This is a genomic window from Streptomyces lasiicapitis (genome assembly GCF_014646335.1).
Classification (GTDB): domain Bacteria; phylum Actinomycetota; class Actinomycetes; order Streptomycetales; family Streptomycetaceae; genus Streptomyces; species Streptomyces lasiicapitis.
Genome location: NZ_BMNG01000010.1, coordinates 166,948 through 189,044, shown reverse-complemented (window position 1 = coordinate 189,044; position 22,097 = coordinate 166,948). Strand labels below are relative to the sequence as shown.

General features: G+C 71.1%; 16 protein-coding genes. 7 read left to right on the top strand and 9 right to left on the bottom strand.

Going from position 1 to position 22,097, the window contains the following annotated elements; genetic code table 11:
- Nucleotides 1–7: 7 nt before the first annotated feature.
- The 5 genes from IEY91_RS22540 to IEY91_RS22520 all read right to left on the bottom strand — a co-directional run bounded on the left by IEY91_RS22540 (nt 8) and on the right by IEY91_RS22520 (nt 6,187).
- Nucleotides 8–592, bottom strand: a complete 585-nt coding sequence (locus IEY91_RS22540) for a GNAT family N-acetyltransferase (protein WP_189175438.1) — start codon at nt 590–592, stop codon at nt 8–10.
- Entirely contained in the window at nt 593–1,801 is a 1,209-nt protein-coding gene (locus IEY91_RS22535; protein WP_189175437.1) for a type III PLP-dependent enzyme, read from the bottom strand.
- Between the two features lie 18 nt (nt 1,802–1,819).
- Nucleotides 1,820–3,130, bottom strand: coding sequence for a DUF6271 family protein (locus tag IEY91_RS22530; RefSeq protein ID WP_189175436.1), 1,311 nt, complete (start codon nt 3,128–3,130; stop codon nt 1,820–1,822).
- A 20-nt stretch (nt 3,131–3,150) separates the two neighbouring features.
- Entirely contained in the window at nt 3,151–4,176 is a 1,026-nt protein-coding gene (locus IEY91_RS22525) for a phytanoyl-CoA dioxygenase family protein (RefSeq protein WP_164317063.1), read from the bottom strand.
- 499 nt (nt 4,177–4,675) lie between these two features.
- The gene (locus tag IEY91_RS22520) at nt 4,676–6,187 is read right to left on the bottom strand and encodes a glycoside hydrolase family 3 protein (protein WP_164317061.1); all 1,512 of its coding nucleotides are present in this window, start codon (nt 6,185–6,187) and stop codon (nt 4,676–4,678) included.
- A 377-nt stretch (nt 6,188–6,564) separates the two neighbouring features.
- Here IEY91_RS22520 and IEY91_RS22515 point away from each other — a divergent pair, with 377 nt between their 5' ends.
- From IEY91_RS22515 to IEY91_RS22485, 7 genes are all read left to right on the top strand, one after another.
- The gene (locus IEY91_RS22515) at nt 6,565–7,767 is read left to right on the top strand and encodes an aromatic ring-hydroxylating oxygenase subunit alpha (RefSeq protein WP_189175435.1); all 1,203 of its coding nucleotides are present in this window, start codon (nt 6,565–6,567) and stop codon (nt 7,765–7,767) included.
- A 214-nt stretch (nt 7,768–7,981) separates the two neighbouring features.
- Nucleotides 7,982–9,454, top strand: coding sequence for a hypothetical protein (locus tag IEY91_RS22510; protein WP_189175586.1), 1,473 nt, complete (start codon nt 7,982–7,984; stop codon nt 9,452–9,454).
- Between the two features lie 17 nt (nt 9,455–9,471).
- A complete protein-coding gene (locus IEY91_RS22505; RefSeq protein ID WP_189175434.1) occupies nt 9,472–9,996 on the top strand; it encodes an acyl carrier protein in 525 nt (174 codons plus the stop codon).
- Nucleotides 9,990–10,595: an alpha/beta fold hydrolase gene (locus IEY91_RS22500; RefSeq protein WP_189175433.1), complete on the top strand. Its 606-nt coding sequence runs from the start codon at nt 9,990–9,992 to the stop codon at nt 10,593–10,595. The genes IEY91_RS22505 and IEY91_RS22500 overlap by 7 nt, the downstream gene beginning before the upstream one ends.
- A 78-nt stretch (nt 10,596–10,673) precedes the next feature.
- Nucleotides 10,674–11,432: a thioesterase II family protein gene (locus IEY91_RS22495; protein ID WP_189175432.1), complete on the top strand. Its 759-nt coding sequence runs from the start codon at nt 10,674–10,676 to the stop codon at nt 11,430–11,432.
- 178 nt (nt 11,433–11,610) lie between these two features.
- The gene (locus tag IEY91_RS22490; protein ID WP_268240899.1) at nt 11,611–14,706 is read left to right on the top strand and encodes a 3-keto-alpha-glucoside-1,2-lyase-like domain-containing protein; all 3,096 of its coding nucleotides are present in this window, start codon (nt 11,611–11,613) and stop codon (nt 14,704–14,706) included.
- Nucleotides 14,707–14,853: 147 nt separating this feature from the next.
- Complete coding sequence (locus tag IEY91_RS22485; RefSeq protein ID WP_164317054.1) at nt 14,854–15,321, top strand: NUDIX hydrolase; 468 nt, start codon at nt 14,854–14,856, stop codon at nt 15,319–15,321.
- Here IEY91_RS22485 and IEY91_RS22480 read toward each other — a convergent pair.
- The 4 genes from IEY91_RS22480 to IEY91_RS22465 all read right to left on the bottom strand — a co-directional run bounded on the left by IEY91_RS22480 (nt 15,310) and on the right by IEY91_RS22465 (nt 21,730).
- On the bottom strand, nt 15,310–17,571 hold the full coding sequence (locus IEY91_RS22480; RefSeq protein WP_189175431.1) for a xanthine dehydrogenase family protein molybdopterin-binding subunit: 2,262 nt from the start codon (nt 17,569–17,571) through the stop codon (nt 15,310–15,312). The two genes, IEY91_RS22485 and IEY91_RS22480, sit on opposite strands and share 12 nt — an antisense overlap.
- On the bottom strand, nt 17,568–18,572 hold the full coding sequence (locus tag IEY91_RS22475) for an FAD binding domain-containing protein (protein WP_189175430.1): 1,005 nt from the start codon (nt 18,570–18,572) through the stop codon (nt 17,568–17,570). Before IEY91_RS22475 ends, IEY91_RS22480 begins: the two co-directional genes overlap by 4 nt.
- Nucleotides 18,573–18,586: 14 nt before the next feature.
- Nucleotides 18,587–19,138 carry a (2Fe-2S)-binding protein gene (locus tag IEY91_RS22470; protein ID WP_189175429.1) on the bottom strand — a complete coding sequence of 184 codons (552 nt, stop codon included), beginning with the start codon at nt 19,136–19,138 and terminating at the stop codon, nt 18,587–18,589.
- A 111-nt stretch (nt 19,139–19,249) separates the two neighbouring features.
- Nucleotides 19,250–21,730, bottom strand: a complete 2,481-nt coding sequence (locus IEY91_RS22465) for a PQQ-dependent sugar dehydrogenase (RefSeq protein ID WP_189175584.1) — start codon at nt 21,728–21,730, stop codon at nt 19,250–19,252.
- Between the last annotated feature and the right edge of the window lie 367 nt (nt 21,731–22,097).

Below are 22,097 nucleotides of genomic sequence, written 5' to 3'. Positions count from 1 at the left end.
AGTTTCTTCAGCCTCTTCGTCCTTCCGGCACCGCTGCGGACATGTACACCGCGTCCGTGCCGTAACTGCCCGGGAGGGGGATCTCCCGGTGTGCCCGATAGCCCTGCGCCGCCCAGAACGTCTCGCTCCCGGCGACGGCGACCAGGGAGATCCGCTCGTACGTCTGCGCCCGCGCGGCCGTCGTCAGGTGGCGCAGGAGACGGCGGGCGAGGCCGCGGCCCCGGAAGCCGTCGGCGACGACGAGGTCGTGCAGGTGCAGGTTCCCCGAGGGGGGTGGGGCCGTTGTGGGGGAGGCGGCCTCCTGCGGCCGTGCCGCCGCCAGGTCCGGTTCCTCCTCCGGCTGTGCCAAGTCCGGTGACTGGAACGCCGGATAGGGCAGCGTGAGCAGATAGCCCGCCGGACCCCCGGCGCAGTCGAGGACGAAGCAGGTGCTCGGCGAGGCCCGCGCCCGCGACTCCAGCACCGCGCGGCCCTCCGAGAGGCCGAGCGGCCCGTACACCTCTGCCTCCAGCTCCGCGATACCGCCCCAGTCGTCGTCGGTGATGGGTCGGATGCGTACGTCGACGTGCGGAACGTGTACGTCGTGGCTCATCTAGCGCGGCCCTCCCGAAGCGGTGGCGGGCACGGCGTCGCGCTCGTCGCGTATCCACGTGTACGGCAGCGGGCCGAAGCCGTTGAAGCCCTGGGTGGTGTAACTCGCCGCGTAGGCACCGGAGGAGAGGATCCAGACCGGGTCGCCCGACGCGGCCGTCCTCGGCACGTGGACCAGGCTGCCCTCGTGGCTGTACGCGTCGTCGCTGTCGCAGGTGGGGCCCGCGACGACGGCGGGTACGAAGTCGCTGCCCCGGTACTCGGGGAACACCAGCGTGTACTGGAGCGCGTCCATCTCGTACAGGCCGTTGAACTTGCCGCAGCTCAGATACAGCCAGTGCTGACGTTCCCCGCTGACCTGCTGGCGCGCGGACAGGCGGGACACGTGGGCGCGCACGGCGCCGTGGTCGGCGACCAGGTAGCGGCCGGGCTCGATGACGAAGTCCAGCGGGGCCCCGGCCACCGCGCGCAGGCGCTGCATGCCCTCCCGGATCACGGCGAAGATCTTGTCCAGGGGCGGGTCGAGGGGTCTGCCGTGCCGGTCGCGGTAGCCGAGGGCGGGCAGGCCGCCGCCCAGGTTGATGTGGTCCAGGACGATCCCGCGCCGCCCGAGGGCCGCGAGCACGTCGGCCATGCGGTCGAACGCGGCCCGCCACGCCTCGGCCGTCATCTGCTGCGAGCCCACGTGCACGGACAGGCCCGACGGCGTCAGGCCCGCGGTCCGCGCCGTCGAGAGCACGCGCAGGGCGTCGGCGGGGGAGCAGCCGAACTTGTGGCTGAGGCCCCACAGGGCGCCCTCGCCGTCGGTGGCGATCCGGCAGAACACCCGTGCGCCGGGGGCGAGTTCCGCGATCGCGCGTACGTCCTCGACGCTGTCGGTCGCGAAGTCCCTGATGCCCATGCGGTGGGCCTCGGCGATGTGCCGGTCGGACTTGATGGTGTTCCCGTAGTGGATCCGGTCGGTGGGGGTGCCGGTCGCGAGGGCCTGCGCGATCTCGTGCGGGCTCGCCGCGTCGAAACCGGCGCCCCGCCCGGCCAGGCAGGAAAGCACCTCGTCCACCGGACAGGCCTTCATCGCGAACCGGACGGCCACGCCCGGCAGTTCGCGCACCAGCGAGTCGTGGCGCTCGGCGATGCCGGGGAGGTCGTAGACGATCTGGTCCTCCGTCGCGGCCGCCAGGGCCGCCCGCAGGTTGGTCGTGTCGTACATGGTGGATGCCCTGTTCCGCTACGCGTGCAGTCGGCTGAGGCTCGTGGAACGGCTCGCCCGGATCAGCGCGGCCCAGTCCTCGATGAGCAGCGCGAAGTCCTCCATGTCCTGGCGCGCCTCGTCGAGCAGCCGCTCGCACCGCGGGAGCAGGGCGTCGGCGAACTCCTCGTACTTCCCACCGATTTTGCGGTAGGAACGGTCGAGGACGCGCAGTCGCTCCGCGTTCTCCGCCGTGTCCAGCTCGGTGCTCTGCCGGACGAGTCCGGCGACGTGCTCCACGCGCACCTCGTGCTTCTCGTCGAGCAGCGAGTCCCCGGCCTCCGTCATCTCGCGATAGACGAAGTTCAGGTACAGCATCGACAGGAAGAACTTCACAAACCGGTTCTGGTAGGCGACGAATCCGGACTCGGTGCGCCGCTCGCCCGTGTAGAAGTTCACGATGTTGCGGTTGTGTACGACACCGGGGAGCGTGGCGTCGTACACGAGATGCAGCAGGAAGTAGTCGCTGCCGATGGTGTCGGTGGCCGGCGGCAGCGGCACCTGCTCGTGCACCCGGTGGAAGCTGACGTTGCACATGTCGACGCGCATGGGGTCGACGAGGGTGAGGAGTGCCTCGTCCCGGGCGAACGGGTCGAGGCCGGCGCCGCGGAAGGACTCGTCGACCAGCCCGCGCTTCTCGTCCTCGGACCACTCGGCGGGAGCCCAGAGGCTGACGACGTCGTAGTAGACGTCACGGTCGAGGTGCAGCATCTCGCCGATGTCGACGGAGAGTTCGCCGATGAACGAGGAGCCGACGAGGGACACCGGCTTGTCGCCGTGCGCCGCGTCGAGGTCGGTGTCGGTGACGCCGTCGACGGCGTCGGCCGCGCGCTTCCCGAGGGACATCAGCTCGTGGTGGACGGGGAAGACGGGCTCGCCGTCGAGGACCTGGTAGTCGCTGTCCGAGTCCCGGCGGTGCACGGACTCGCAGCCGAGCGCTGCGGCGACGAGGAAGGCCCGGTTGGTGCAGGCGCCGTACGACACGGCGTCGGGCAGCATCAGGTCGAGCAGCAGGTCCGGCTTGAGGGCGCCGGAGTGGTGGACGACCTCCCGCAGGAAGGACCGCTGGGCGTCCTCGTCGAGGTGGTGCACCACGATCCGCGGCGTCGCGTGCGCCGCCCGCGCGGCGCGGGCGTGCTCGGCGAAGGTGTCGGGTCCTGAGGAGTCGAGGATCAGCACGTGCACTTCGACGTCGAAGGTCCGGGCCGCGTACTCCGCCTCCTGGAGCAGGGCGGACACCATCGCGGCGCACGCCCTGTTGGTGGGCAGGGTCAGGCAGATCTTGCGCATGGCGGTTCTCCGGTTCACCACTAGGCGTTGTCGGCGTGCCAGGAGCTGAGGCCGAGCAGCTTCTCGCCCAGGTCGGTGAGCGTGGCGGTGTCGTAGCGCAGCGACTCGTGCTTCGTGGCGTCGCCGACGAGCGTGGCGTTCCAGTCCGGGGTCGACAGATGACGCCAGGACTCCACGCGGGACTTGCGCAGCACGTGGTGGGACTCCAGCGCGGGCATCATGGAGAGGTACTGCACCGAACGGACACCGTTGTCAGAGGTGTTGGGGGCGACGCCGTGCGCCAGCATGCCGTTCCAGATCAGCAGGTCGCCCGCCTTCAGCTCGGGGCGGACCACCGGGAACTCGGTCCGGTCGGTGTTGGGCCGGATCGGGTCGCGGTCGGCGGGCTGGTCGAGCTTCCACCGGTCGAAGCGGCGGAACAGCTCCGGCGAGCACTGGAAGCCGCCCAGCTCGTGCTGCGTGTCGTGGAGCGCGATGATGCCCTGCACGCGCTGCGGCAGCACGGCCCGGGTGGAGTCGACGTCCCAGTGCAGCTCGATGTCGAAGCCCTCGTCCGTCGGCGCGATCAGCGCGCGGTCGCGGTTCTTGACGTTCGGCGGGTTGAGGTTGAGCCGGTCCAGCGTCACCCACAGCTCTTCGCAGTCCCACACGTCGACGAACGCGTCGTAGACCCGCTGCGTCTGGCGGCTGTCCCAGATCAGCTGGTGGTGGTACGCCTCCACGAAGCCGTAGACGTAGAGGTCCCGCTCCAGGTCCGTGCGGAACTCCCGCTCCTCGTACCAGGTGTCGGGGCGCGAGGGGTCGAGGCCCTGGAAGTCCCAGGTGAAGTCGAGGAGCTTCTTGGCGGCCGCGGCGGGGATCGCCTCCTCCACGACCACATAGCCGTACGTCTGCCAGGACTCGAACTGCTCCTCGGTCAGGACGCGCAGCGGCCGCGTCTTGGCTGTCTCGTTCAGCGGGAACTGGGCCAGGTAGGTCTCGCCGTCCGAGCTGAAGTACGGGCGGTCCGACGCGGCTCGGTGCAGATACTCGTGCGGTGTGGACATGCGGGGTCCTCAAAGGCTGGTGTGACGCGTGCAGGGGTACGGGTGGGCGCGGTGAAAGGGGCGGGAGGGACCGCGGCCTCGCCTGTTCCGTGCGTGGGGGGAGGCCTCGCGGGGAGGCGGCGACGAGAACGGCGAAGGCGCTGCCGTCGTCGCGGTCCGGGGGCAGCACTGCCCGCCGGGCCGGCAGGAGGGGGACCGGGGCGCCACTCGCCGCGACGGACGGTCCTGTCCGCTCGCGGGGGCGTCGCTTGCGACGTGCCCCGGTCTGTCCGAGGTCGGAGTGCGTGCGGGTTCGTGGCCCGCAGGTGGTGCTACCTCCTTGCCTTGCCCTCAGTGGACTAGACCAGCTTCGGTTTCAACCAAGATGGACTAGACCAAGACTGAAGTCAACCCCCGTCTGATGCGGGTGCGTTGAGGCGTTTGGGTCCATGTGTACGGTCCGTTGTCAGGCGATTCCGGGGGGTGCGGGCGGCCCCGCCGAGAGGGCCGCCCGAGCCGGTCAGGAGGCGCCGACGAGCACCTCGGCGACGGCGATCCCGGAGACCCGCGTGGCGCCGTACGTCGTCACGTGGACCGCCCCGACCTGTTCGCCCGCGGGAACGCCCATCTCCACCACCAGGGCGTCCGGGCGGCGCCGCACCAGGCCCGCGAGGGCCTCGGACATCCACGGGTGCCGGGCCGCGTCGCGCACGACGACCACCAGGTCCCGGCCGGTCGCGGGCGCCAGGGCGACGCGGTCCAGGAGGTCGTCCTGGCCGGTCAGCTCGGACTCGCTGATGCGCACGGAGGTGGTGCCCGGACGCAGCGCGCGCAGCGGCTCACCGACACCCCACGGCGTCGCGCCGTCGACGGCGAGGCTCATCGTGGGGGACAGCTCGACGACGTGCGGGTCGGCCGTGAGCGGGAGGTCGGCGCCGTTGCCGCTGCGATGGACGCGGACGGCGCGGCGGGCGGCGACCAGGCCGATGTCGGACGGGTCCGCGTCGGGGTCGGCCTGCCGGCCGAGGGCGGCCGACCAGGTGGCGAACTCGCCCACGCGGGCGGCGGCCTCGGTGAGCCGCTCCTCGGTCAGGGTGCCGTCCAGCACCGCGCGCACGAGGGCGTCGGCGAGGTCGACGGTCGTGGACTCCTCGGCGCTCTCGCCGCCGACGCACACCGCGTCCACTCCGGCGGCGACCGCCCGCACGGTGGCGCCGGTGATGCCGTACGGGCCGCTGACGGCGCCCATCTCGATGCCGTCGGTGACGACCAGCCCGGTGAAGCCGAGCTCTTCGCGCAGCAGGCCGTTGATGATCGGGTGGCTGAGCGTCGCGGGCAGCTCCTCGTCGTGGGCGGGCACCAGCATGTGGGCCGTCATGACGGCGCGGACGCCCGCGTCCATCGCGGAGGCGAACGGCGGCAGGGCGGTGCGGGCGATCTCGGCGGCGTCGGCGGTGAACCGGGGCAGGCCGTGGTGGGAATCGACGTCCGTGTCGCCGTGGCCCGGGAAGTGCTTGGCGCAGGCCGCGACGCCGGCGGACTGCAGCCCGCGGATCCAGGCGGCGGTGTGCCGTGCGACCACGTCGGTGTGCTCGCCGAAGGAGCGGACGCCGATGACCGGGTTCATCGCGTTGGAGTTCACGTCGGCGCTCGGCGCGAAGTCCAACGAGACGCCGATCGCGCGCAGTTGGAGGCCGATGTCACGGGCGACGCGCTCGGTGAGGTCGGTGTCGTCGATGGCCCCGAGTGCCAGGTTGCCCGGCCAGGAGGCGCCGGTGCGGGCGCCGATGCGGGTCACGTCGCCGGCCTCCTCGTCGATGGCGACGATCAGGTCCGGGTTCTCGGCGCGCAGGGCCGCGGTGAGCGCGGCGACCTGCTCGGGGCTCTCGATGTTGCGCCCGAAGAGCACGACGGACGCCAGCCCGTCGGCGATCCTGCGGCGCACCCAGTCCGGCGCGGTGGTGCCCACGAACCCCGGTTGGAGCACGGAGTTGGCCAGCCGGGTGAGGCGCGGGTGGCTGTCGCTTGCCATGAGGGGACCTCCGGTAGAGCGGGGTGCGGGATCGGCGGATCGGTCGACCGCGGCGAAAGCGGTGCGAATGAAGTGGATATTGGCCTATACCAATCAACGGCGTCAAGGAGTCGTTGTGGTGCGATGTGTGCTCAATTGTTCTGTACGGGCGGGGTGTTCGCGGCGGTCGTGGGGCAGCGTGGGGCGGAATCTGGCCCGTCCTCAACCAGCGTCACAGCGTCCGGATTCCGTTGCATCGTCCATCCGGATTGACGCCTAAATCGAAGGATGTACCTGAATGTCGTCCAAGTAGTTGATCCGCCGCCGTCGCCCGCCGCCGAGCATGAGAAGAGCATGAGAAGAGATCGACGAGATCCCGGACTCAAGGCGGTGGCACGATGCTGCACGACGGACTCCCCTCCTTGCTCGGCGAGCTGGCCCGGATCGCCGAGCTGCCGCTGGAACGCGGCGAGACCCTCCCCGCCCGGGCCTACACCAGCGAGGACTTCTATCGCCTCGAACGGGACCGCATCTTCGGCAGCGACTGGGTGTGCGTCGGCCATGTCGCCCAGGTCGCCGAGCCCGGCGACTATCTGCGCGTCGACGACCTCGGCGAGCCCCTCGTCATCACGCGCGACGAGCACGGCGACCTGCACGCCCTGTCGCGGGTGTGCCGGCACCGCTTCATGGACGTCCTGCCGCCCGAGACGACCCCCGACCAGGGCTCCCTCAAGCGGCTGACGTGTCCGTACCACACGTGGACGTACCGCCTCAACGGCGAGTTCGCGGGCCAGTTGGCCGGTGCCCCGCTGATGAACAAGGTCGAGTTCGACCGCGCCGCCTGCCGGCTGCCCCTGCACCGCCTGGAGGTGTGGCACGGCCTGCTCATGGTGTGCGCCGACCCCGACGCGCCGCCGCTCGGCCCGCAGCTGGCCGACCTGGACGCCACGCTGGCGCCCTACGGTCTGGCGGACCTGGTCGTCGCGTACACCGAGCGCTGGGACGGAGTCCCGGCGAACTGGAAGGTGGCGTTCGAGAACGGCTCGGAGAACTACCACCACATGGGCTCGCACGCGAACACCCTGGAGCAGATCCTGCCCGGCAAGGACACCGTGGTCGACGAGTGCGAGGGACGCGGGTTCAGCATGTACACACCCTTCGCCCCGGACATGGAGATCCCGAAGGGCCCGGACGGCGTGGAGCTGGTGAGCACGCTCCTTCCCGGACTCGGCATGCGGCAGCTCTCCGGCATGACCGTGGCCGGCGTCTTCCCGAACCTGGCGATGGCGCTGATGCCCGACGGCGTGGCCTTCGTACGCTGGGTCCCGAGAGGCCCGGCAACGCACGACGCGCTCGTCACGTCCCTGGTCCCGGCGGCGGCCAAGCAGCGGCCCGGGTTCGACGCGTACGTGGCGGCGTCGAAGGAACAGTTCAGGGTGATCCAGACGGAGGACCTGGTCGCGATCCGCGGTGTGCAGCGCGGTCTCGCCACCGACCCCGCGCCTTCGGGCGGGCGCTTCTCCCATCTGGAGCGCCCGCTGTGGCAGTTCCAGCGGTATCTGGCGGAGCGCTTGGCAGGGGTGGGTGCGATGACGCCCTGAGGGAGGTGGCAGTGCTGTGAAGGCTGCGGCGGTGCTCTCAGGGCGGCCGCGGTGCCGGTGTTCCGATCAATATGAACGCAATCGCCGAGATGTCGAATGTCACTTCCCCGGTACCTAGCATCTAGCCCTCCGCGCGAGGGACGCGCCTGGAGGACCTGGGGAAGGACTGCTCATGGGCGACTTGCCGAGCACACGGCGACGGCGACGCGTACGCATGTTTCGGGGGCACGGACGCGCAGGTGGCCGTGGAGCCGCTCTGGCGGGTGGCCTCGCCGCCGTCATCGCGGCGGGGCTGCTGGCGCCCGCGTCGGCCGCACCCGCAGCCGTACCCGCACCCGCGAACGCGCTCACGAACACGGAACGACCACAGCCCACAGCCTGCCCGACGAGCGTGGGGATGAAGGCGGACTGCTACACCGGCCGGGACACCTCCGGCGCGTACTACGCGATCGCCGTCCCCAAGAAGTGGAACGGCTCCCTGGTCATGCACGCGCACGGCGGCCCCGACCTCGGCGCGGAATCCGATCCGCGGCGCAGCGTCGAGGACCTCGGCCGCTGGTCGGTGATGGTGGACGAGGGGTACGCCTGGGCCGGGTCGTCGTACCGCAGGGGCGGTTACGGAACGCGCATGGCCGCCGCGGACACCGAGAGCCTGCGCAAGCTGTTCACGCGTGAGTTCCGCGAGCCGAAGAGGACCTACCTGCACGGCCAGTCCTGGGGCGGCGACGTGGCGGCCAAGGCCATCGAGACGTACGGCGCGGGCGGCAGGCGGCCGTACGACGGCGCGCTGCTCACCAACGGCGTGCTCGGCGGCGGCTCGCGCGGCTACGACTACCGCGTGGACCTGCGCGTCGTCCATCAGTACTACTGCCAGAACCACCCTCGCCCGTCCGAGCCCGGCTACCCGCTGTGGAGCGGGCTGCCGAAGGGCTCGACGATGACGGGAAAGGACATCGAGGCCCGGCTCCAGGAGTGCACCGGCCTCGCCTCCGCGCCCGCGGACCGCACGGCACGCCAGCAGCGCAACCTCGACGACATCCTCGCCGTCACCCGGATCCCCGAGCGCGCCCTGGAATCCCACCTGAAGTTCGCGACCTTCACGTTCCGCGACATCGTCCACGAGCGCCTCGGCGGACGTAACCCGTTCAGCAACAGGGGCGTGCGCTACACCGGTTCCCACGACGACAAGGCCCTCAACGCCGGCGTGGAGCGGTTCTCGGCCGACCCCACCGCGGCGCGTGACCTGTCGTGGGACAGCGACCTCACCGGCAAGGTGGCGATCCCGGTGCTCACCCTCCACGCGATCGACGACCCGACGGCCTTCGTCGAGCACGAGGCGGCCTACCGCGCCGCGCTGCGTGGGGCGGGCCGCTCCCGGCACCTGGTGCAGACGTTCACCCGCGAGACCGAGCACAGCGGCCTGAGCGCCGCCGAGTACGCCAACTCCCTCGCTGCGCTTGACACATGGGTCCGCAAGGGCAGGAAGCCCACCCCGGCGTCCGTCGCCGCGTCCTGCCCCGCCTTCGACGCGACGTACGGAACCGGCTGCTTCTACGACCCTCGCTTCGTGCCCGGCGACTACGCCTCGCGCGTCGAGGCGCGGCCGGGCGGTCACGTCTGGCCTGCGATGACGGCGGCACAGGAGAAGGCGTGGAGCCGGATCCCCGGGGTGGGCATCGCCCCCTGATCCCTGCCCAACCTCTCATGAGGACTGCCCGTCGGCGCGCTGCGCGGCGGGCCCGACGAGGTGCCCGCGCTGCTGCGCGGCCTCGTGCGCCCGCGCGCCACCGTGCCGCCGGCGCGGTCGAGGAGCCGATCGCGCAGCGCCTTGCCGGGCTGACGGAGGAGGAGCAGGAACGCGAACTGCTGCGGCTCGTCCGCGACCAGGCGGCGCTCGTGCTCGGCTACGCGCCGGACGAACTCGACGTCTCCGGCGCCCTGACCCAACTCGGCCTGGACTCCCTGACCGCACTGGAACTGCGCAACCGGCTCGCCGGCGCGACCGGGCTCCGCCTGCCCACCACCGTCGTGTTCGACCAGCCGACGGGCCCGGTGCTCGCCGCGTATCTGCGGCGCGAACTCGCTCTGGAGGCCGCGAGCACCGGGAACACCGGGAACACCGCGAACGACCCCGCCGCGTCTTCTTCCCTGGCCGTAGAGGACACGTTCACCGGCCTGTTCCGGCAGTCCTGCGACCTCGGCCTCTACGAGGAGGGGGGCAGATGGTGATGGCGGCCTCGCGGGTGCGGCCGGTGTTCGAGGCACCGGACGCGGTACCCGCACTGGCCCCCATCACGCTGGCGAGCGGGCCGGGAATCCCGCTGCTGTGCTTCGCGCCGACCATGGCGCCCTCCGGCCCGCACTACTTCAGCCGGTTCGCCCCGGTGTTCGCGGGCGAGCGGGACGTGACCGTGCTGCCCCACCCCGGTTTCGCGCCGGGGGAGGCGCTGCCCGCGACCAGGGACGCGGTCGTTCGCTTCCAGGCCGAGGCCGTCAGGAGGCGGGCGGGCGACCAGCCGTTCGTGCTCCTCGGCTACTCGTCGGGCGGGTGGATGGTCAACGCCGTCACCGCGCTGCTCGAAAAGGAGGGCGGCGGACCGGCGGCGGTGGTGCTTCTCGACACCTACACGGCTCGGAGGCGCTGGAGACCGAGGACGACTGGCAGCCCAAGTGGCCGTTCCCGCACGAGGACGCCGACGTCCCCGGCAGCCACTTCACGATCATGGAGGGCCACTAGGAGTCGACGGCGCTCGATGTGCGAGCCTGGCTGGACGCCGGCCGGGACGACAACTCCCTCTAGACAACCCCTTCTAGACAACAACCTTTAAACGCCCCCTCTTCTCTCAACACGGCGACGACACCGCCTCTCTCGACATGACGACGACACAGCAGAATGGACGAAAGACATGACAGTTGCCGACGGCAGTGACCTCTGGCTCCGCCGGTTCCACCCCGCCCCGGACGCCCCGGTCCGGCTGGTGTGCTTCCCGCACGCGGGCGGATCGGCGACCTTCTACTTCCCCGTATCGGCGGCGCTCGCGAGCGACTGCGACGTGGTGGCCCTGCAGTACCCCGGCCGTCAGGACCGGCGCAACGAGCCGAACGTGGACGACATCGGCGTGCTGGCCGACCGGATCACGCCCTTGGTGGAGCCGCTGTTCGACCGGCCCGTCGTGTTCTTCGGGCACAGCATGGGCGCGATCCTCGCGTTCGAGGTCGCACGCAGGCTCGAGGGCCGCGGCCACACGCCCGCGATGCTGTTCGCGTCGGGCCGGCGGGCGCCGTCGACGCACCGCGTGGAGAACGTCCACCAGCGCGACGACGACGGACTCATCGCCGACATGAAGACCCTGAGCGGCACCGACGCCCAAGTGCTCGGTGACGAGGAACTGCTGCGGATGGTGCTGCCCGCCCTCCGCAGCGACTACCGGGCCATCGAGACGTACGCCCCCGAGAGCGCGACCGTCGACTGCCCGATCACCGCCCTGGTGGGCGACGACGACCCGAAGGCGACGGTCCCCGAAGCCGAGGAGTGGCGCGCCCACACGACGGCCGCGTTCCACATCCAGGTGTACCGCGGCGGCCACTTCTACCTCACCCCGCGCGGGGCGGAGGTGATCGCGGTGGTGCGCGAGGCACTGCGCGGTGCGGTGGCCGTCGGCTAGGCGGCGGCAGGGAGTTGAGCGGGGGCTGGACGAGGAAGTGGTCCAGCCCCCGCTCCGTCGCTTTGTCCTGACCCGAGAAAAAGACGCGTTCCTTGTCGCGTAAGGGCTTCCCGCTTCGACGAAAGCTGACTAGCGTCCCGCACCAACTCACCCGCCTCATCACCTGCCAGGAGCAGCAATGAGCGCACGGTCGTACGCAAGCAGCCGAAGAAGCCCGAGCAGCCGCAGAAGCAGAAGCACCCCCGGCTCCGGAAGATTCCGAGGACTCCGCACCCGTCTGAGCTTCTTGGTCGTCGGGTCCTTCCTCGTCGGGACCGCCTGGGTGGCTCCGGCCGCAGCCCAGAAGGACCCAGACCCGAAACCGAACCCGACCCCGAGCCCCTTCGTCGAACTCCCGCCCCAGGAGCCCGGCGTGACCCAGCGGATCTACGACATGCAGCAGCCGCTGCAGAAGCTGTGCGAGCTCAAGGCGGGGCAGACGCCGAACGTCGACGAGCTGAAGCCGGTCGTGGACTGGAAGGAGGCCGGGGACTTCGGCGGCCTCGCCGACAACTTCGTCTCGCACACCATCGCCAATATCAACGTCCCGAAGGACGGTACGTACACCTTCCGCCTCACGAGCGACGACGGCTCCCGGTTGCTGATCGACAACAAGCGGGTCATCGACCACGACGGCCTGCACGGGCCGAGCCCCAAGGACGGCACGGTCGAGCTGACGGCCGGCTATCACGCCCTGCTGATCGAGCACTTCGAGGCGGGCGGGGAACAGCAGGTCACGCTGGCCTGGAAGCCGCCGGACGCGGGCGACTTCACCGTCGTACCGAACTCGGTCCTGAGCACCGACAAGGGCGTCGTGCGTGTCACGGCGCCGGGTCGCAAGGAGTGTGCGAACTCCACGGAGTCACCGGGCGACGGCCTGCCGCTGAACGGCGTGCACCCCGACTACCGCCTCACCGACCTCAGGCCGAAGGGCTTCGAGCCGCAGGTCTCCGCCATGGACTGGCTGCCCGACGGCCGCCTCGCCGTGGCCACTTGGGGCGGCACCGACAACACCACCGGCGAGGTCTACCTCCTCGACAACGTCACCGGCAGCACCGGCCCCGACAAGGTGACCACCAAGAAGGTCGCCGAGGGCCTGAAGGAGCCGATGGGCCTCAAGTACGTCGACGGCTCGCTGTACGTCTCCCAGAAGCACGAGCTGACCCGGCTGAAGGACGCCGACGGGGACGACGTCACCGACACCTACGAGACCGTCGCCACCTGGCCGTTCGGCAAGAACTTCCACGAGTTCGCCTTCGGCCTGCTCTACCGGGACGGCTTCTTCTATCTGAACCTGTCCGTCGCCATCAACCTCGGCGGCGCCACCACCGACCCGCAGCCCGCGAAGAACCGCGGCACCACCATCAAGGTCAACCGCGAGAGCGGTGAGGTCTCCTACGTCGCGGGCGGTCTGCGCACCCCCAACGGCATCGGCTGGGGGCCCGACGACGAGCTGTTCGCCACCGACAACCAGGGCGGCTGGCTGCCGTCGTCGAAGCTCCTGCACGTCAAGCAGGGCCGCTTCTTCAACCATCACACCAACCCCGACGGCCCGTTCGACGACAAGCCCGTCACCCAGCCCGTGCTGTGGCTGCCGCAGAACGAGATCGGCAACTCGCCCAGCACCCCGCTCCTCGTGAAGGAGGGCACCTTCGCGGGACAGCTGCTCATCGGCGACGTGACCTACGGCGGCGTCCAGCGGGCAGCCCTGGAGAAGGTCGGCGGTGAGTACCAGGGCGCCGTCTTCCGCTTCACGCAAGGGCTTGAGGCAGGCGTCAACCGGATCAGCACGGGTCCCGACGGCGCTCTGTACGCCGGTGGCCTCGGCGCGGGCGGCAACTGGGGCCAGCCGGGCAAGCTGAAGCACGGCCTCCAGAAGCTGACACCGCAGGGCAACGACGCCTTCGACATCAAGACCATGCGCGCCACCCGCACCGGCTTCGAGCTGGAGTACACCAAGCCGGTCTCCCAGACGACGGCCGACAAGCTCGCCGCCCGCTACCAGGTCGCGCAGTGGCGCTACGTGCCGACCGCCGCGTACGGCGGACCCAAGATCGACGAGGAGACGCTGCCGGTGCGTACGGCGACACTCTCGTCCGACCGCAAGAAGGTCACCCTGGAGATCCCGGGGCTGAAGGAGGACCGGGTCGTCCACGTACGCTCGCCGCGCCCCTTCACCGCCGAGGGCGGCAAGGAACTGTGGAGCACCGAGGCGTGGTACACGCTGAACCGCATCCCCGGCGCGAAGCCCGCCCCGCAGACGCTCTACGAGGCGGAGGAGGCCCGGCTCGGCGGCGGCGCCTCCACCGACAACAACCACGCCGCGTACTCCGGCAGCGGCTTCGTCGCCGGCTACGGCAACAAGGGCGCCACCACCACCTTCGACGTCAAGGCCAAGAAGGCGGGCACCTACGACGTCGGCCTCCGCTACGCCAACGGCCCGTATCCGGCCGCCGGGACCAAGACACTCAGCGTCCACGTCAACGGCCAAAAGGTGCGGCAGACCAAGCTGTTGAGCACCGGCACCTGGGACAAGTGGACCACCCACAACGAGCGGCTGAAGCTGCGGGCGGGCGCCAACACCATCACGTACAGCCATGACGGAGGCGACACCGGCCACGTGAACCTCGACCTGCTCGCCGTCCACCCACAAGGCAGCAAGGTCACCCTCTTCGACGGCGCCGACCGCTCGCGGTGGCAGCACACCGACGGGCGCACGCCCCAGTGGCCGCTGGTCGGCGACGGCGCGATGGAGGTCTGCTGCGGCGACATCCGCACCAAGCAGGCGTTCCAGGACTTCAAGCTGCACGTCGAATTCTGGCTGCCGAAGCTGCCGCCGGACGTGACCGGGCAGGACCGCGCGAACAGCGGCGTGTACGTGCACGAGCGGTACGAGATCCAGATCCTCGACTCGTACGGCGACGACTCCCCGGCCAATGACGAAGCAGGCGCGATCTACAAGAAGAAGGCCCCCGACGTCAACGCGGCCAAACCGCCCGGGACTTGGCAGACGTACGACATCTCCTTCCGTGCGGCCCGCTTCGACGACAGCGGCAAGAAGACGGAGGACGCCCGCGTCAACCTGGTGTGGAACGGCGTCAAGGTCCACGACGACGTGAAGATCGACGGGCCGACCGGAGCGGGGGAGGCAGAGGGCCCGACGGCCGGCGCGATCCGGCTGCAGGACCACGCGAACGCGGTCCGGTACCGGAACGTGTCGATACAGCCGCTGTAGGCCCCGGTACGGCTTCGGTACGGCTTCGACACGGCCTCCGCAGGCCCCGGCGGGACGCGCCCACGGCGGGCGCGTCCCGTTCCTCCGCCGTCGCGTCGCCGAAGGCGTAAGGTCCGACGGCATGCAGCCCCCACACCTCTCGATGCCATGACCGGCCGCCGCAGCGCCGGACTGCTGCTCTTCCGCAACCCGGGCCCGGCGCTCGAAGTGCTCATCGGCCACATGGGCGGCCCGTTCTGGGCAGGCCGCGACCACGCGGCCTGGTCGATTCCCAAAGGCGAGTACGGCGACGACGAGCAGCCCCTGGCCGCCGCGGAGCGCGAGTTCGAGGAGGAACTCGGCCGCCCGGCCCCCGCCGGACCCCGGCTCCCCCTGGGCGAAGCGCGGCAGTCGGGCGGCAAGGTGGTGACCGTCTGGGCCGTCGAGGCCGACCTCGACCCCGACACCGTCGTGCCCGGCACCTTCCGCATGGAATGGCCACGCGGCTCGGGCCACGTCCAGGAGTTCCCGGAGCTCGACCGGGTGGCCTGGCTCGCACTGGACCAGGCCGACGAGAAGCTCGTGTCCGGCCAGCGGGTGTTCCTGGACAGGCTGGCCGCGCTCCTAGCCGCCTGAGACGATGTCCTCAATCGTGATCGGCAGCTTCCGCATCCGCCGCCCGATCGCGTGATGGATGGCGTTGGCGATCGCCGGCGCCACCCCCGCCTGGCCCACCTCGCCGACGCCCTTCACGCCGAGCGGGTTGACGACGGTGTCCTGGACCTCGATGAAGTCGACGTCCACGTCGGGGGCGTCGGCGTTGACCGGGACCAGGTACTCGCCGAGGCTGGCGTTCGCCCAGCGCCCGGTGGCCGGTTCCATGTGGGTGGCTTCCAGGAGTGCCTGGCTCAGGCCCCAGATCATGCCGCCCATGAGCTGGCTGCGGGCGGTCTTGGCGTTGAGGACGCGGCCGGGCGCGAACGCCCCGGCCAGGCGGCGGACGCGGACCAGGCCGAGGACCGGGTCGACGGCCACCTCGGCGAACTGCGCGCCGAACGTCATCGAGGCGAATGGCGCGTCGTGCGGCGGCGGACCCCAGGAACCGGTTGCCTCCACGTCCGGCACGAAGTTCCGCTGGAGCAGAGCGGCGTAGTCCTCACCGGTGCCGGGCGCGTCCCGCAGGACCATTCGGCCGTCGCGTACGTCGATGGCGGCGGGGTCCGCGCCGTGGAGGGGGGACCCCTCGTCCGCGACGGCCCGCGCGACGAGCTGTTCGCGGAGCGCGCTCGCGGCGGCGTGCACCGCCGCGCTGACCATGCCCGCGCCGGAGGACCCGACGGCGGCCGCCACGTTCGGCAGGTCGGTGTCCCCGCCCTCGAACCGGCACCGCTCCACCGGCAGCCCGAGGGCCTCCGCCGCGACCTGCGTCATCACGGTGAGGATGCCGGTGCCGATGTCGGTGACGGCGGCCTGGACGACGGCGGTGCCGTCCGCGTACAGGCGGGCACGCGCCCGCTGCGGGTTGTTGGGCCCATACACGGGATACGCGGTCGCTGCCATGCCGAGGCCGATCAGCCAGTCGCCGTCGCGGGCCGGGGGTGCGGCCCGACGCTCCCAGCCGATACGCTCCGCGCCCCGCTCCAGGCACTCGCGCAGGCCGTTGCTGCTCCACGGGCGCCCGGACGCCGGATCGCTCTCGGAGTAGTTGCGCAGGCGCAGCTCCAGCGGGTCGAGGTCGACGAGTTCGGCGAGCTCGTCCATGGCCGTCTCCAGGGCGAACAGGCCGGTCGCCTCGCCGGGGCAGCGCATGAAGGTCGGCGTCGTCGTGTTGGCGCGGATCAGCCGGTACACGCCCTCGTAGTTCGGGCACGCGTACATCTGCCCCGCCACCCCAAGCGACGGCTCCGCCCAGTGGTCGAACGGCGAGGTCGGCGACAGCTTGTGGTGGCGCAGCGCCACCAGACGGCCGTCCTTGCCCGCGCCGAGCGTGAGGTGCTGCTCCTGCTCCTCGCGGTGCCCGCAGGCGACGAACATCTGCTCCCGGGTGAGGGCGAGCCGCACCGGGCGCCCCACCTTGCGGGCGGCGAGCGCGGCCAGCGCCGGATGGTGCCAGACCATGGCCTTGGAGCCGAAGCTGCCGCCCGTGAAGTGGCCGATCACGCGGATGCGGGTGTGCGGGACGCCGAGCAGCGCGGCCACCGTGTGCTGGGTCGCGGTGACGCCCTGCGTGGTGTCGTGCAGGGTGAGCCGGTCGCCCTCCCAGTAGGCGGTCGCCGCCGACGTCTCGATGGGGTTGTGGTGGTTGGCGGCGAAGGTGAAGGTGTGGTCCACCGTGACGTCCGCCGCGCCGAGCGCCGCCTCGACGTCGCCGCGTTCGGTACGGCCAGGGATGAAGCCCGCGAAGATCGCCTCGGGTTCGTACGCCTGGTCGCGGCCCTGGTCGATGACGGTGACGGACGGCTCCTCGGCGTACGAGACCCGCACGAGCCGCGAGGCGTACAGGGCGCGCTCGTAGGTGTCGGCGACGACCAGCGCCACATGCTGCCCGGCGTAGTGGATCTCGTCGCCCTGCATCGGGAAGAACGTCTCGCCGGGCGCGACCGAACCGGCCAGGGACGGAAGCAGCGGGGGCTGTGCCGCGATCTTCCCGAGGTTCTCGTGGGTGAGCACGGCGAGCACGCCCTCGGCCCGCTCGGCCTCGGTGGAGTCGATGGCCGTGATCCGGCCGTGGGCGACGCGCGCGCCGACGAGCACGGCGTGCGTGAGGCCGGGCAGCGGGACCTCGGCGGCGTACCGGGCGGCGCCGGTGACCTTGGCGTGGCCGTCGACCCGGTCCAGGGGGCGGCCGACCGGGCCTTCCGCGGGGGCAGGGGCGGTCGTGGTCATGACGGGCTCCCGTCGGCGGTGAGCGTCTCCAGGGCGCGGACCAGGGTGCGGCGCGCCAGCTCGGGCTTGAAGGCGTTCATGGGGGTGGTGCGGGCGACGGCCAGCTCCGCGCGTGCGGCGAGGTCGAAGCTCTTGGTGGTGGCCGGGCCCCCGACCAGCGCGTCCTCGGCGCGGCGGGCCCGCCAGGGCCGCGTGCCGACCCCGCCGAGCGCGATCCGTACGCCGCTGACCTTGCCGTCGCGCACCTCGATCGCCGCGGCGACCGACACCAGGGCGAACTCGTACGACTCGCGGTCGCGGACCTTGAGGTACAGCGAACGGCGGGCCATCGGCAGCGCGGGAACCTCGATGGCGGTGATCAACTCGCCGTGCGTCAGCGGATGTTCGCGGTGCGGCGCGTCGCCTGGTTCCAGGAAGAAGTCGTCGATGGCGTACGTGTGCTCGCCTTCGAGGGTGCGGGTGTGGATCCGGGCGTCGAGGGCGACCAGCGGGACCGCCACGTCGGAGGGGTGGGTGGCGATGCAGTGCTCGCTGGTGCCGAGCACGGCGTGGTTGCGGCTGACCCCGGCGAGCGCGGCGCAGCCCGCGCCGGGCTCCCGCTTGTTGCACGGGGACTCGCCGTCCCGGTAATAGCCGCACCGGACCCTCTGCATCATGTTGCCGCCCATGGAGGCCATGTGGCGCAACTGCGCGGAGGCGCCGAGCACCAGCGCCCGCGACACCAGGGGGAAGCGTTCCTGGACGGCGGGGGAGGAGGCCACCTCGCTCATCCGGGCCAGCGCGCCGATGCGCAGGCCGCCGTCCGGCAGGTCCTCGATGTCGGCCAGCGGCAGCCGGTTGATGTCCACCAGGCGGCGGGGGCCGAGCACGTTCTGGCGCAGCAGGTCCACCTCGGTGGTGCCGCCCGCGAGGAAGTCGCTGCCGGGGTCGCCGCCGACGGCGCGCAGGGCGCTGTCGACGGCGTCGGTGCCCTCGGCGCGCAGATAGCTGATGGGTCGCATGTCGGCTCGGCTCCTCAGACGCGGTCGCGGGCCGCGCGGATGGCGGCCCTGATGTGGGGGTAGGCGGCGCAGCGGCAGATGTTGCCGCTCATCCACTCCTTGATCTCGCGGTCGTCCCCCGCGTGCCCCTCGCGGACGCAGCCCACGGCCGACATGATCTGGCCGGGTGTGCAGTAGCCGCACTGGAAGGCGTCGTGGCGGATGAACTCCTCCTGCATGGCGTGGAGTTGACCGTCGCCGCTGCCGTCGGGCGCGGCCAGGCCCTCCACGGTGGTGACCTCGGCGTCCTCGCAGGTGATGGCCAGCGTCAGACAGGCGAGGACCCGGCGGCCGTCGACCCACACCGTGCAGGCCCCGCAGGTGCCCTGGTCGCAGCCGCGTTTGGCGCCCGTGAGCTGGAGCTCGTCGCGCAGCGCGCCCAGCAGGCTGACCCGGGGTTCGATCTCCACGTCCCGCCGGACGCCGTTGACGTCGAGCCGCACCTTGACCGGCCCGGGACCGCGGTCGCCCGCCTCCGGCCCCGTGCCCTTGTGCTCCGTGCCCGTGTCCGGTGTGCGCACTGTCATGCCGGTGCCTCCTTCGGCCCGCGTGCAGGGTCTGGCAGGCCGCGAGGACACGACGTACCAAGAGCGAGCCTCACACGGCGAGCCGAAGGGGGCAATCAGGGCATAAGGTGTTTAACGAGTTTTGTGCTTTCTGCCAGTCGTCGCGGCCTCGGTCGTCGCGGCGCCAGTCGTCCCGGCCTCAGCCGTCGCGGCGTCGGACTTCCCGCGCAGCTTGACCGAAGCTGTGCTCGCGTTCTTGACGGCCGTCTCGATCTGCGCCATCGAGGAGCCGGAGGTGAGCCCCGGCACGGTCGCGGTGTTCAGCGCGTACAGCGTGAACGTGTACGGATGCGACGAGCCGCCCGGGCACGGGCCGAAGTACTTGCGCGAGTTCGCCCCGCTGCCCATGGCCTTCTGCTTCGCGCCGTCGAGGCCGGGGACGTCGAAGCCGGCGCCCAGGCCCTCGGCGAGCGAGGAGCGGGCGGCGGGGACGTCCCAGATGGCCCAGTGCAGCTTGTTGCCGTTGTTCGCGACGTCGGCGAAGACGACGGCGTAGGCCTTCGCGCCGGTGCTTCCGGCGCCCCACGCCAGCGGCGGTGAGGTGTCCTGCCCGGCCGAGCCGTCACCGGCGCAGGTGTACTTGTCGGGGATGGTGGCGTTGTCGGCGAAGGCGCCGCTGCTCAGCTTGAAGTCGCCGGGCTGCGGCCCTGGGCCGCCGGAGTGGACGATGTCGATGAGCAGGACCCGGTCGTTGCCCGCGGTGCCGTCCTTGTCCGTGGACGTGGTCAGCCAGATGTCGCCGTCGGGGTCGACCTCTACAGTGCGCAGCCGGTCGTACGTGCCCTGGAAGTACGTCTTCTGGTCGACCAGGGCGGAGTTCGCGTCGATGCGCATGCGGTACACCCGCTCGCCGCGCGTCGTGGCCACGAAGACGTGGTCATTGATGATCGTGAGCCCGCTGGGCGAGGCGGAGGCCACCGGCCAGGTCTTCTTCGGCGCGATGTAGCCGGAGCAACTGCCGCTCGTTCCCTCGCAGTTGGGCCAGCCGTAGTTCCCGCCCTTCTGGATCAGGTTGACCTCGTCCATGTTGCTGTTGCCGAACTCGGCCTGCCACAGGCGGCCCTTGGAGTCGAAGTCGAGGCCCTGCGGGTTGCGGTGGCCAAGCGACCAGACCGCGTTGCCGAACGGGTTGTCCGACGGGATCGAGCCGTCGGGGTTGATACGCAGGATCTTGCCGTTGAGGGAGTTCTTGTCCTGCGCCTTGGAGCCGTTCTGGGCGTCGCCCATGCCCGCGTACAGCTTGCCGTCGGGGCCGAAGCGCAGCCGCCCGCCGTTGTGGAAACGGCTCTTGCCCATGCCGTCGAGGAGGACCTTGTAGCCGCTGAGCGCGTTGTTCTCCAGGGTCATCCGGGCGATGCGGTTGCCCTCGGACGACGTGTGCAGGAAGTAGACGTAGTGGTCGGTGGCGAAGTCCGGGGAGACCTCCACGCCCATCAGGCCGCCCTCGCCGCCCGTGGTCTGGGAGTTGGGCACCTTGCCCAGGAGCGTCTTCTGCCCGGCCTCGGTGAGCCGGTGGACGTTGAAGGTGTTGCGTTCGGTGTAGATGCCCGCGCCGTCCGGCAGGAACGCCAGGCCCCACGGCACGTCCGCGCCACTGGCCAGGGTCTTGACGGTGCCCGGGTCGGGGGTGCCGCCCGGCTGGGAGCCGGACGTGGTGACGCTGATCTCCGGGCCGAACGCCGACTTGTTGCCCTTGGCGTCGAAGGCCCGCACCTTGAACTTGTACGCCGTGTTCGCCGTGAGACCGGCGATGGTGGCCGAAGCGGTCTCCGAGGTGCCCGCGGCGGCGCCGTCCCGCTGGATCTCGTAGCCGGTGACCTTCACGTTGTCCGTGGACGGGCTCCACGCCAGGTCGACGCTGGTGCCTGTCCTGCCGGTGGAGCGCAGATCGGCGGGCACGCTGGGCGCCTCGTCGTCCGGCGGCGCGGGCAGCGTCGCGACGGTCACCGCGTTGCTCGCCTCCGAGACGTTGGAGGCCGCGTCACGGGCGAAGACGGTCCAGTCGTAGCTCGTCTCCGGCGTGAGGCCGGTCACCGTGGTCGCGAGGGTCGCGCCGTCGACCTGCTTGACGAGCTGACCGTGCTGGTAGACGTCGTAGCCGGTGACCTTGACGTTGTCGCTCGCCGCGTCCCAGGCCAGGGACACGCTGGTCGCGGTCGGCTCCTTGTCCTTGCGCAGGTTCGCCGGCGGGGTCGGCTTCTCGGTGTCGGCCGGGCCCTCGGGGGTGACGGTCAGGCTGTCGAGGTTGGGGCCGTCGACGCCCGCGGTGGTGGCGCGGATCTTGTTGGTGCCCGAGGTCAGCGTCGTACTGACGGAGACCGTCTTCCAGGTGGTCCAGGCGCCGGTGCCGGGGAAGCCGAGGTCATCGGATGTCTGCGTGCCGTTTACGGCGATGTCGAGCGGCCGGTTCGTGGAAGTGCCGTTGGCGTGGCGGAAGTCGAGCCTGGTGGGTCCCGGCCGCTGCGCCTCGACGGTGAATTCGACGTACGCGTCGGACACCACGTCGAAGTTCACGAAACCGGTACCGGTGTGGCCGGCGTGGTTGGACTCCACCTTGCCCTTGGAGACCTGAGCGGCCTCTGCTTCGTACGTGGCGACGCGGGGGCCGGGCAGGGGAGCGGAGTGGGCGGCGGGCAGGGCCACGCAGAGCGAGGCGGCGGTGGCCGCGGCCACGAGGGCGCCGAACGCCCGCGACAGCCGGGGTCTGATGCATCTCACGGGGTCCTCCAGGGGGAGAGGGGGCCGGGCGCGGGGCGGCCCAGCTCGTCGTGATGCCCCATCAGGTCCGCCGCGGTGCTCTGCGCGACGGCTCAACGTGCCGTCGCGATGGGGGAGTTGACGCCGGACCAGGACAGTTAGGAAACTTTCCTGTTGGGTGAGGGAGCACGCTAGACCTCGGGTGTTTGCCTGTCAACGGGGT